Source organism: Paenibacillus sp. sg306046 (assembly GCF_059821225.1).
On sequence record NZ_JCAMRT010000026.1, the window covers coordinates 57249 to 69408 of the forward strand.

The following is a 12160-nucleotide window of genomic DNA, read 5'->3' on the forward strand; positions in this document are numbered from 1 at the left end:
ATTTATGAGACATTATACCCAATATGCCTATCCCAGCTCCTGATTCCAGTCCACCTGCTGAAACAAGCTTTGCTTGGAAGCGAGCACCCTCGTCAAATTTGTCTGGTTGTTACGGGTATAAGCAAACGACATATCCTTATCTACAAATTGAACGCCTGCAGCAAATCCGGCCAAATATTCCCCCCAGCTCCCGTACGCGCTCTGGGCAGCCTGAGCGAATTGGAGCTGAAACTCATCATGCTTTTCCTTCGGATAGGAGCGATACTCCCGACCGGCACGACATAAAAATACTCCCCATGCATAATCCACAGCGGCGATGCCGCCGGACGGGAGCCGGTTCATGTAATGGTACGCAAGCAGCAGCTCGGTATGGTCGCCGGGCTTGGCCTGCTCCGCCTGGACGTATCGCTCTCGCTCTGCTGCTGAAAACGATGACAGAAGCTGCGCACGCTCCTCGTAGCCAGCCCGGCGCCCCGTATCCCTGAGCCAGGCTAAAGCGCCGCTCCAGGCAATTTCATCATTAATTTGCCACTGCTTCAGCATCTGGTCATACCAGGTGAAGCTGACCGAAGTTTGCTGAAGTGCCAGCCCGATTGCGGTTTTGCCGCTAAAACAGATACAGCACAACGCGCGGGCGTACCGCTCCAGACTTTCCTCCTGTTCCCTTGCCGTCTCCGACATCCGCTAACCTCCCTTCTGCTCTCGTTGCCTTAAAATTGAGCTGCCTTATAGCTGTTCAGCATCATCCGAATACCAAGTGCGTACAGCGGCGCCAGCACTAGCATAAATATCAGCGTTGGCACCGGAAACTTCGGCTGCTCCGGCTGGACTGGCACAGACACCCGCGCATCCAGATAAGCCGTGTCAACAACCGCAGCGTTTTTATATTTGGCCAGCCCCGGCAGCTTGAACATATCCTGAGCAAGCTGCGGCAGCTTTTGAACGGAAGCGTCCACAACTCGGCTTGTAAGCAGCGCCGCTTTGTTCTTGTTGAGCTGCGTTGCGCCAGCCGCATCCGCGATGACAGTGACGACGCGCTCCCCCAAATAACCCGCATACACCCAGCCGTCCGGGACTTCCTTGCTCGGCTTGCCGTTTTCCCGGGACGACTGATCGTAACGGATAAACTCCTCCCGTTCTGCGCCTTTTTCATCCTTGCGGATATACGCGAACACACCGATGAAAGACGCATCCTTTAGCATAAACTGGACTAGTCCCTCGCCTGGCTTTAGCTCGTCCGCACTGCTAATTGCAGCCACTGTAACCGGCTTCACCTTCGCCTCGCCTGCGATCCATTGCTTGAAGGTAAATCCTGTTTGTTCGTGCAGAGAATTTCCGATGAACCAATGAACTCCTACGATGATCAAGACAAGCAGCGCCAGCTTCACCTTCGGTAAAAAGGCAAAGAACAATCGCAGTCTCGATGCCTGACTTCCATAACCCAGCTGCTGCTGCAGCTCTTGCAGCTTCAATTTGCCGGCATCCCCGCTTTGCTCCAGCAGCTCTGCCAGCTTATAGCGGCTTTCAGCCAGGCTGACAATCGCAAGCGGATGATGCGGATCTGTGTTCAATACCTGTTCCAGCTCGCGGATTGCTGCAGTGTGATCACCAAGCTTCAGATAACATTGACCGAGCAGACAACGGATCGCCGTGTTATCCGGGTATTTGTCCAGAATACGGCTGCACTCTTGAATCGCAGCCTTAAAATGCTGCTGATCGTACCAGATGCGCGCCCGATACACATACCAGTCCAGCTCGTCGGGACTTGCCTGGATGCCGCGACCGGCCAGCGCCAGCGCCCATTCGGCATCTTGGGTACGAATCGCATGCTCCACCATCAGGCGGAGCAGGTCAGGATCGCTCGCGTAGATCGCGTACGCCTGGTGCAGTGCTTGACCCGCTGTATCCAGGTCCTGGCGCTGCAGCGCCCGATACGCCCGCTCCCGCAAACGCAGAAATGGGTCGTAGTCAGCCAGCGGCGCGTTCGGATCGAAGCCCGAAAACCGCAAGCCGGGCTCCGACAACTGTCTGGACAGATGCTCCAGAAATGAAGCCTCGTAACGTTCCCTGACGTCAGGCTCCTCCCGGATGCGCTCCTGCCAATGAAAGGCTTCGTCCAGCAGCTTCCATACCGCTTGCGGCAGCTGCTCGTGCTCCTCCAAAAAATCTAGCAGCAGCAGACTCAACGTCCGCTTCTGATCCAGCCTCCACAACACGTCGTCGTCCATCAGCTCGACCCAGCGGTCGGTATCAATCCGGGCCCAAAATTCTCCGTACAACGCGGCTACCCGGTCCAGAAAGGTCTGAACCGGATTGATTTCCTCCATAGCCTCATCGGGTACAACCAGCCGTGGGACTCCGGTCGCCGCATCAAGCTCATCCCCTGTCTCCGCTGCTTCGGGATCAACCAAGCGCGGCCCTCCGTGAACGGGCATCTGTTCCTCCGCCCATGCGTCCTGTTCTTCGGCCGCCCCGCCCCCTGCTGCCTGCGATCGTTCGCCTGCCTGACCCAGCGGACGGTTGGCTGAATCGCCAGATTCGTTCGACCGATTCCACCGGTGGCTGCTCCAATCCGCCTCGTCCTCCTCTTCATCATCCTCTAATTCAAGCGGCTCCGGACGCTTGGCCAGCTTGAGCGCCTCATCGTAGGCTTCGCGCAGCAGCTGATACCCTTGCGGATCATCCTCGGGATGATGAATTTTCAGCTTGCGCGCATAAGCGCGCTTAATTTGCGTGACGTCTTTCGTTGGCTCGATCCCAAGCCGTTCCCATACCGTCATCAGTAGTCGAGCCACCTCTCAAAGTGCAGCAGCTCCTTCTTGAAATCCGCGGCGCCCTTCTTAATTCGCTGCTCATCCTGTGTACCTAGCAAGCTCTCGAACTTTTCCAGGTAAAAACGGACCTGGTCCCGCTTCTCCCCAAGCGATTCCTCGTACAGCCGCTCTCCCTTGGCCAGCAGCAGCCGGTATTCCGTCCGTTCGCGGGGATGCACCTTGATGTCCCGCAGCTCCTGCAACCGGTCCTGAATTTCTTCCGGCGTCAGCACACCCGGCGTTTTTTCAATAATAAGCTGCTTCTTGTCCCCGGTAGAGACAATCGTCACCTCAACCTCTAAAATTCCGTTAATGTCGTAAGTAAACCGGATATCAATCGCCTGCGTCTCGCTGGAGGCTGCCGGCAGGGGCACCTCGAAGCCGCCGAGCCGGATATTATTTTCCACCCGGCGGCTCTCCCCCTGAAACACCTCGACGCCAATGTGCGTTTGCAGCGGATGAACCGAATAAAAACGTTCCACCTTGCTGACCGGAATCGGCGTATTGCGTTCAATAATCGGCTTGTAGAAGCCGCTTTCGTAGCCGTCGGCCCCTTGCTTGGAATAATCTGTGCCGAGCGTGTACGGGCATACATCCGTCAGCACAACTTCCTTGAGCGCCTCATTCCGTTCTTTAAGTGCAACCTGAATCGCCGCTCCCAGCGCTACCGCCTCGTCCGGGTTAATTTGCGAAAACGGCAGCCGTCCCATCATTTTGCTGACAACCGACTTGATGATAGGCATCCGCGTTGCGCCCCCGACCAAAATGACCGCATCCAGATCATCCGGCTGCAAGGATGCGTCGCGCAGCGCACGCTCCATCGGATGGCGAAGCCGCAGCATCAGCTGGCTGCAAATTTGCTCGAATTTCGAGCGGTCCACCTCAAGCTCCAGCGACTCTTCGCCTCTTCTGAAGCTCATCCTCCCGGCCGGCTCCATGCTCAAAGCGCGCTTGCACACCTCAGCCTGCTTGAACAGCGCAGAGCGTTCTTTGTAGTCCAGCTCCTGAAAGTCGATGCCATGCGTCTCATTGAAAAATGAAACGAGCTGCCTGGTAAAATCCTCGCCGCCCAAGTAATTGTCACCGGCGATGGACTTCACCTCCATCACACCCTCGAAAAATTCCAGGATCGACACGTCAAACGTACCTCCGCCCAGGTCAAAGACGAGGAATTTCGTATCCTCCTTCTCCTGATGCAGCCCGTAAGCGATCGCCGCCGCCGTCGGCTCACTGATCAGCCGCTCAACCTTCAAGCCCGCGATTTCCGCCGCATGCTTCGTCGCTTTGCGCTGGGCGTCGTTGAAGTAGGCCGGGACACTAATGACGGCCTCCGTCACCTCTGTCCCGAAAAATGCTTCAGCATCCGCTTTCAGCGATCGGATAACAAACGAAGACAGCTCCTCGGGCGTAAACGAATATTGGCCGAGCCGGAATGCTTTTTCCGTGCCCATATACCGTTTGAATGCCGCAACCGATCGGTCGGGATGCGTAATCAGTCGTTCCTTGGCGATTTGTCCGATCAGCACCTCGCCGTTTTCGTCGATGCTGATGACGGACGGGGTAAGCCGCTCACCCAGGACATTCGGAATAATTTCCGGACCGTTGTCCGTCCAATAAGCTACAAGACTATTCGAAGTACCCAAATCAATACCAATCATGGTCATGGCCGTATTCTCCATTATGTTATTCTTTTGTAATATTTAGCTTCCACAGTTCCTATATCGGCAGGGCAGCTGTAAATCTTTAACTTTCAAAGGGAGATGAACTGGATGGAATAATAAAAAAAGCAGAATCCAGACATATAAATGCCTGAACTCCGCTTTCTATTAAGATGAAGCTCATGTTCCTTCCCAACGCGGACGCATTGGCGGCCATCCGTGGTTTAGTTAGATTTCCTTGCTGAGTACAAGCCGGATGCATCGCAGCTCCGATCCCCAAAGCTGAGTCGACACCGCATGTTGCGGAATGTGGAAATCCCAGCTGCTGTGAAACTCCAATCGTGTAGCCCGCATCAGCTTCATGAAGCGCTCCATCTGGATATTTGGATAATCGACTGTCAAAATAATCAGTCCGCCATCCTTTAAAACTCGGGAAAACTCAATCAGCGTTTGAAATTGAACAGCATCCGGTAGATGCTCCAGCACGGAAATGCAAAAGATTTTATCAAATTGCTTGTTGCTGTAAGGCAGCTGCACCAGATTCGCCTGGCTCAGATGTACACGGTCGATCCAGGCCGGATCAAACTCGCTGCAGGCCGCATCGCCAATCGTATCCCGCACATCCCGCAAAATCGCTTCACGTGATAAAATGCGATCATCCAGATCGCAAGCGTATGTCTCCTTCGCCACCTGACCTAAGTAAAATTTGAGCGGATGTCCTACACCGCATGCCGCATCCAGCACTACATCCTCCGGTCCGGCGAAGGGGGCCGCCCACGCGTACTCATAGCCCCTGCTCCACCATTCAGCGGGCAGCTCGTACACGAAGCTGCTAACCTTCGCGTCCCGATCTGTCACAAACCGCGAATGAAAGTTCGTGATCGGCATTTCGCCCGGCGGCAGCAGCTCCATCGGCTTGAACGTCCCGCTGCCGCTGCCAAGCAAAGAGCGCAAGTAGTCACGGTTCAGCAGCAAGCTCGGATGATCCGGGTCCAAAGAAAGCCCCTTCGCATTATGTTCCATAGCCAGCTCATGCTCACCAAGCCGGTCATAACAAACACATAGCTGCAGATGGGGCTGCCAAGTCCAGGCACTCGGGTCAGGCGACTCGACAACGTCAGCAGGAGCCTTCGCTTTTAGTGCCAGCCGATACCAGACAACCGCTTCACGCCAGCCGCTTTTTTCCATGCACAGGAAACCCAATCGGCAGTACAGCTCCGCGCGTGGAAATTCGCTCAAATAGGTCGTAAGCAGCTCTCTTTCGGCCTCCGCGTCCTTGAGGATTTCGTAGCATTTGGCCGCCAGAATGCAGGCGCTCAGCCGTTCAGCTGCCGAGCCCTCGCCCGTGGCCAGAAACTGCCTGTAATAATCGGCGGCCGCCTCTTCATACCCGTAATTAAGCATCGCTTGTCCGGCCTCCGCAAGCTGTGCTGCTGTCTGAGGAGCAACCGTCTCGCCCTGCCTGTCTCCAGACAACAAGGCGAGTCCGCTGACGGCTTGACGGCAGTTGGCCTTATACGCCTCCACACCGGCAAGATCCGTCTTGCGGTAAATGTGGTAAGCCGGGTACATCGTATCTACGAACAGCTCGAAGCCGAGGGCCTGCGCGCGAATACAAAAGTGACGGTCTTCTCCCCAGAAGGAAATGCTTTTGATTTCACGGAAGCTCACACCGGCCTGCAACGCCCGGGCGCTGATCAGCGTGCAAGCCCCCAGCCCTCCTACCTCGTACAGACCGGGAATACGCAGCTGGGCATAAAACCTCTTCACGCGGCGTCTCTTCTCTTCCGGACTGCAAGCCTCCTTGCGCGCATGCGCATGCTGCGTATATTCATCCTGCAGCCACACCTGCGGCATCTCCATCGTATCCGGCTCCCACTGGGTCCAGTAGATGCACGATACAATGTCCTTGCTATGCAGGAGCAGTCGCGTCAGCGTGGCCGGGTGCAGCACCAGATCGGAGTCGATCAGAAACAGATAATCATAGCCATGCCCGCGCGCATATTCAATCAGCTCGTCCTTCAGTCCGGCAACCTTCCAGACCTGCTCTTCCTTCCAATAATGCGTACGCTCGTCACGGTCATAGCTTTCCTCCCGATCCGCTTGGCGACGGCTAAGAATGGTCGTCCGCCCGTTCCGTGCAGCGAACTCTGCAAGCAGCAAGGTCGATTCCTCATCCAGATTATCATCGGCAAATGCATAATCGACTTGCGCATCAAGCGACTCGAGCTCGTCCAGAGAGTTCAGAAATTGATGCAGAATCGCCGGAGTTTGCCGAATCGGACTCGCGATCAGCACTTTGTGTCTAGACAATAGAAGTACCTCCTCATAATAGCTGGCCGTCCCTGTACCGCTCCGGTCCCTCAGGGCACACCATGCGCTGCATATCGTGCCGGACAAGCACTCAACAACCCTTCACAGTTGTCCAGTGTTTGTCCAGAACGACATGCTACAATAAACACAAGCAACAGCGCCATTTCCAGACCTTGAGGGAGGATTCATTCATATGTTCGGGCCTTTGTTCGAAAAATTCGGAAAGCGCGCGCTTTCCGTTCAACCTGCTGCCGAGACACTGCCGCACGCTGCACGCTCCGCAGCGCTGGGCCCTGTCGCCGCAGGCCGCCGAAAGGCAAGACTGACGCTTTCCATGGTTGTCAAAAACGAAAGCGGCCGCTATTTGCAGCACGCGCTTGAGAAGCATCGCACCTTTATTGACGATGCTGTCATCATTGATGATGGCAGCACAGACGATAGCGCCGAGCTTTGCTTGCGGGTGCTGGAGGGACTGCCCGTCAAGCTGGTTCGTAATGAAACGTCCCGCTTCAGCAATGAAATTACCCTGCGCAAGCAGCAATGGGCCGAAACGTTAAGCGTCAATCCGGAATGGATTTTGAATCTGGACGCCGATGAATGGTTCGAGGACCGTTTCGCAGCCGAGCTGGACCCTTTGCTGGAGCAAACGGAATTCAGCCTGTTCAGCTTCCGGCTGTATGATTTCTGGACGCCTACCGCTTACCGGGACGACGCCTTCTGGCAAGCACATCACTATTACCGGCCCTTTTTGCTAAAATATAACCCCGACTTCACCTACATCTGGAAAGAAACCCCGCAGCATTGCGGCCGGTTTCCGGAAAACATTTTCCAGCTGCCCAACGCCATCTCTCCGCTTCGACTGAAGCATCTCGGCTGGGTTAACGAGGAGAACCGTCTGGATAAAGTCCGGCGTTACCTGACGCTTGATCCGGATATGCAGCATGGCTCGCGGGAGCAATACTTATCTATTCTCGACCCGGAGCCTCATCTGGTGGAGTGGGTGGAATAGCGCACGCCAAGTACTTCTCCGCTTGCAGCGGCATGAGTCCGAGCCTGCACGCGAGCGACCGCAGTGTACAGAAGCCTCCCGTCACGCTTCCGTGATGCAGGAGGCTTCTGTGCATGGCATGGCTTACTGTGTCGTCCCGAAAATTTCCTGACTTGCGGACAGGTTGCCCACCGTATCGCGAGCTTGCACACTGAACTGATAGACAGTGCCAGCTTCCAGTCCCCGCACCGTAAATCGCGGCTCGATGCTCGTGCCCGCCAGTTGTCCGTTGACATAAATGTCGTAGCCGGCAATGCCCGTGTCATCTGCCGATTCAGACCAGGCCAAGCTAATGAAGGTCGGAGCAACGCCCTGAACCGTCAATTGTCGAGGCGCTTCCGGAGCCTGCTTGTCCACTGCGCCCGGCGACAGCGCCAGCAAGGTAATCGGCTTTACCGCCAGATGCTTCGCACCATTGCCCAGTTGTCCATCCTGGTTGGCGCCCCAGCTATGGAACACGCCTTGCTCGGTCACAGCCCCGGCAGCATTTGGGCCAGCCTGCAAAGCGTGAACGCCCGTCAGTCCGCTCACCCGCACAGGCTGCTCGCGATTCTCCATCGAGCCGTCGCCCAATTGGCCGCGATTATTCCAGCCCCAGCTCCAGACGTTCCCGTCAGCCGTCAACGCAACGCTGTAAAACAAACCTCCCGTTACTTCCGCTACCGGCGCATCCAAGACTACGCGCCCCGGTGTTGGTCGGTCTGTCCGGGTGCCGTCGCCAAGCTGACCGCGGCTGTTGCCGCCCCAGGACCATAACGCGCCGTCTGGATCAACGGCCAGACTGTGATCAGCGCCTGCCCCAATCCAGCTCATCCGGCTCAGCGCGATGCCCGGCAAAGCCCGATTAACCGTGCCGCCATCTCCAAGCTGACCGGAGCTATTTTCTCCCCAAGTCCAAACCGTGCCATCCTCTTGCAAAATGATCGTATGGAAGCCTGCCGCTGCAACTTGCTTCACCGCTCCAAGTCCGGCCACCTGCACCGGCGTTAACCGATTTATCTGATCGCCTGTACCGAGCTGGCCGCTGTCATTAGCCCCCCACGTCCAGACCGTGCCGTCTTGCTTGCGGGCGATGCTGTGGCCGATACCGCTGGATATTTCCACCACTCCGTCCAATACGGCAACAGGCGCATCGTTCGCCGTCTGGGTGCCGTTTCCGAGCTGGCCCGATTCATTGGCGCCCCATGCCCAGACCGTACCGTCCGCAGTCAGCGCCAAGCTGAACGCCGCACCCGCCGCTACGGACACAACCCGCTCCAGCTGCGGCACAACAACTGGCGCAACAGGAGCATTCGCGCCTGCCGCACCCGCTTGTACGCTTTGGCTTTTACCCCATGTCCATACCCGCTGCTGTGCGTCTACCGCTACGCCATGCCGATCCCCGAACGCAATCGACGCGTAGACCTGCTGGCTGACCGATACAGACGGCTGAGCGATAAGCACAGGAGGCACAACAGCCGGAGCCGGCGGGATAACAACCGGTGGTACGGGAACAACAGGCGGCGCGCCATAAACCGTATACGTGACGTCGCTCACCGTCGGCGCACTAGCTGCCGGCAACGTCTCCGCAGGCTCTGTATGCTCTTCCGGCTGCTGGACGGTCTGGCCGACTGGCACAGCCTGGTCCAGCCCGTGCGCCGGTACTGCTGCGGAGGCTAACAATGCGGACAAACCTACCGCTAAGGTCATTTTTGACTTCATCTTCTTCACGGTGACCAACTCACCTTCCATTCTAAACATTCTATACCAAATCTTCCAAGCTGACACAGCCGGACAGCAGTCCCGTATTACTGAACTGCTGCCGCCAGCCGCGCCGACAAATACGTGCGATTCATCAGAATCCGTTCATCTTCGGGAACAAAGGCTGCGGCCAGCTCATTATGCGCATAAGCCTGCTCGTATTGTCCCAACCGATCATAGCAGACGCAAAGCTGCAAATGCGGCAGCCACGTCCAGCAGGCCAGCTGCAGCATCGCATGGGTCTGCTCCGGCCGGGTCAAGCCCGCCGCAAGCTTGTACCACCAGATGGCATCCGCATACTGCCCTTCGGCTAGATGAAACATGCCCAGCCGGCAGCAATTTTCAGCACGGGGAAGCGCGTAGCTGAACGATTGCAGCGCCTTCTGCTTCGCGAGCCGCAGGTTATTCAAATTAAAATAACATTCGGCGGCTCTGCCGCAGGCGGCAATCTGATCCTCCACCCAGCCCTCCGGCAAGGCGAGAAATCGCTCATAGTGCTCCGCAGAACGCTTCCATTGCCCGTGATCGAACAATTCATTTGAAAAATAAAACAAATCACGCGGTGAGAAGGCTTCTCCCGCCGCCTGGCGCTGCTCATAAATGTGCAGATTGCGCGCGGAATTCGTATGCTGTCGATCATGCGTCACGCAAATGTCGCTATGCAGGAACGTTCCGAAAACTTCCAGGTATTCGTGCACCACACCGATCCACTTGAACCCCATGCTCCTGCGTACAAGCCGGTTGCGCCGCAGGCTCGCCGTCACGTTTCCGTGCGCGTCATGAGCCAAATTGTACGGCATCGACACAACATCCGTGTTCCAGGGCAACGCTGCAGTTAGAGCTCGCAGCTGTTCGCGGTCATCCGGCTTGAGCAGATCGTCCGCGTCCAGCCACAACACATATTCCTGCGTAGCCAGCTCGAATGCCCGATTGCGCGCCTTGGCGAAATCATTCACCCAGGTAAACTCATACACGCAAGCGGAAAATTCTGCGGCAATTTCCTTGGTGCGGTCCGTCGAGCCCGTGTCCAGAATTACAATTTCATCCACCAGATCACGGACGCTCGACAGGCAGCGCGCCAGCGTTTCCTCTTCATTTTTGACAATCATGCACAAGCTGACGGTGACCGGACGCCGCCAGGCCTGCAGCGCCTCTGTCACATCCAGTCCCCACTTCTCCTGCGCGAGCAGCCGGTTTTGCTCCATCTGCCGTACCAGCCAATCCGGGTCATGCGGGAAACGGCTCGGCGGCTGGACGTACTTGACGAAGCAATCCTGGGCAATGTACAGCTTGTATCCCGCCTGCAGCGCCCGGTAGCACAGATCGTCATCCTCGTACGTTTCAAGGGCAAATCGTTCATCGAATCCGCCGAGCTGCTGGAACACAGCCTTGTCCGCCATAAGAAGAATATTCAGCAATCGGGTCACCTGGCGCAACTGCACCGGCTGTGCAGCCAGCCGTAAGCGAGTTGCGCGATCAGCCGCCTGCATCACATGAACCGGCTGCGCGGTGCGCTGCCAGCCGCTCACGTCATGGCTGACCGGACCGACGAGCGCCGCATCCGGGTGCGTATCCAGACCGTCGGCCAGCGCCTCCAGCCAATGCGCGGTGACTACGATATGGTCGCGGAGCAGCACAAGCCGCTCCCCCGTCGCCTCCGCCGCTCCCAGATTATATCCGGCGGCTACGCCGCCCTGCGGCTGCTGCGCCTTGATGATCCGGCAATCGGCGGTTTCGGTAAGCTCAGGCAGCTTAATCTGGGCTGCAGGACCGCAGTCATCCACAATGATCAGCTCATAAGGCTGATGCGTATGCTGTCTGAGGGCAGTCAGGCACGACTTGAGCAGGCTCGCTTGCTGGGCCAGGATCACGATGCTGATTTTCTTCATGGTTTAAATCTCCTTTGGATTCATTCGTTCGACAGGCTTTCTATTTCAGCTTGATGATGGTAAGGGAAGCGCCGTCTCCTGTTTCAAAATTCACGTTGCCTAACCATCCATACAATTGAAGGCTGACTACCGAACCAGCCGTAACATCTGCAATGGTCATGTTGTTAAATTCTCCCCTGGTATAGGATGAAACTATGCTGCTGCCATTCATAGTTGAACCGTTCAGCATCAGACGCGCGCTGACCTGCTGAGCCATGGACAAAGAAATGTCATATTGGAACAAATACACACCCGCGGTCGGTATAGTAAAGGTATCGTTACTTCCATTAACCGTGATGTTACCTAGAAGCTGATCCACATCCAATGGTACGTTGGTTCCTCCTAGTAAAACCGCCAAGCTGCCGCCGCTTCGGCCCGCCTGGCTGTACGTCGTAATTTCTCCAGCCCCCGTTGCACCTGTAGCACCTGTGGCTCCTGTAGCTCCTGTAGCTCCCGTCGATCCAGTTACGCCTGTCGCTCCCATCATTCCTGTCGCGCCTGTCATTCCCGTTGCCCCGGTTACACCCGTCGCTCCTTCCATCCCTGTTGCTCCAGTCATCCCCGTCGCACCTGTCATTCCTGTCGCGCCTGTTACTCCCGTCGCGCCTGTCATTCCTGTTGCGCCTGTCATCCCGGTCTCACCTGTTACTCCCGTCGCGC

General features: G+C 56.6%; 8 protein-coding genes. 1 reads left to right on the top strand and 7 read right to left on the bottom strand.

The genetic code is table 11. The annotated features are described in order from the left end of the window. Positions 1 to 27: 27 nt before the first annotated feature. The 4 genes from AC6ROY_RS21620 to AC6ROY_RS21635 form a co-directional block, all read right to left on the bottom strand. Entirely contained in the window at positions 28 to 681 is a 654-nt protein-coding gene (locus AC6ROY_RS21620) for a DUF1266 domain-containing protein (protein ID WP_500102667.1), read from the bottom strand. Between the two features lie 29 nt (positions 682 to 710). Further along, positions 711 to 2780: a J domain-containing protein gene (locus AC6ROY_RS21625; protein ID WP_500102668.1), complete on the bottom strand. Its 2070-nt coding sequence runs from the start codon at positions 2778 to 2780 to the stop codon at positions 711 to 713. Continuing rightward, positions 2780 to 4477: a molecular chaperone HscC gene (locus AC6ROY_RS21630; RefSeq protein ID WP_500102669.1), complete on the bottom strand. Its 1698-nt coding sequence runs from the start codon at positions 4475 to 4477 to the stop codon at positions 2780 to 2782. The genes AC6ROY_RS21625 and AC6ROY_RS21630 overlap by 1 nt, the downstream gene beginning before the upstream one ends. A 222-nt stretch (positions 4478 to 4699) precedes the next feature. Further along, a complete protein-coding gene (locus AC6ROY_RS21635) occupies positions 4700 to 6784 on the bottom strand; it encodes a methyltransferase domain-containing protein (protein WP_500102670.1) in 2085 nt (694 codons plus the stop codon). Between the two features lie 193 nt (positions 6785 to 6977). On the opposite strand from AC6ROY_RS21635, the gene AC6ROY_RS21640 reads away from it, so the two are divergent. Then, entirely contained in the window at positions 6978 to 7793 is an 816-nt protein-coding gene (locus tag AC6ROY_RS21640) for a glycosyltransferase (RefSeq protein WP_500102671.1), read from the top strand. 123 nt (positions 7794 to 7916) lie between these two features. On the opposite strand, the gene AC6ROY_RS21645 is transcribed toward AC6ROY_RS21640, so the two are convergent. The 3 genes from AC6ROY_RS21645 to AC6ROY_RS21655 form a co-directional block, all read right to left on the bottom strand. Continuing rightward, a complete protein-coding gene (locus tag AC6ROY_RS21645; RefSeq protein ID WP_500102672.1) occupies positions 7917 to 9521 on the bottom strand; it encodes an RCC1 domain-containing protein in 1605 nt (534 codons plus the stop codon). A gap of 98 nt (positions 9522 to 9619) precedes the next feature. Then, complete coding sequence (locus AC6ROY_RS21650) at positions 9620 to 11461, bottom strand: glycosyltransferase (protein WP_500102673.1); 1842 nt, start codon at positions 11459 to 11461, stop codon at positions 9620 to 9622. 40 nt (positions 11462 to 11501) lie between these two features. Continuing rightward, on the bottom strand, positions 11502 to 12160 hold a 659-nt coding region (locus AC6ROY_RS21655), incomplete at its 5' end, for a BclA C-terminal domain-containing protein (RefSeq protein WP_500102674.1).

Bases quoted from the DNA above. Each gene is read 5' to 3' on its own strand.
- AC6ROY_RS21620 (WP_500102667.1), bottom strand. From the start codon at position 681: ATGTCGGAGACGGCAAGGGAACAGGAGGAAAGTCTGGAGCGGTACGCC.
- AC6ROY_RS21625 (WP_500102668.1), bottom strand. From the start codon at position 2,780: ATGACGGTATGGGAACGGCTTGGGATCGAGCCAACGAAAGACGTCACG.
- AC6ROY_RS21630 (WP_500102669.1), bottom strand. From the start codon at position 4,477: ATGACCATGATTGGTATTGATTTGGGTACTTCGAATAGTCTTGTAGCT.
- AC6ROY_RS21640 (WP_500102671.1), top strand. From the start codon at position 6,978: ATGTTCGGGCCTTTGTTCGAAAAATTCGGAAAGCGCGCGCTTTCCGTT.
- AC6ROY_RS21645 (WP_500102672.1), bottom strand. From the start codon at position 9,521: ATGACCTTAGCGGTAGGTTTGTCCGCATTGTTAGCCTCCGCAGCAGTA.
- AC6ROY_RS21650 (WP_500102673.1), bottom strand. From the start codon at position 11,461: ATGAAGAAAATCAGCATCGTGATCCTGGCCCAGCAAGCGAGCCTGCTC.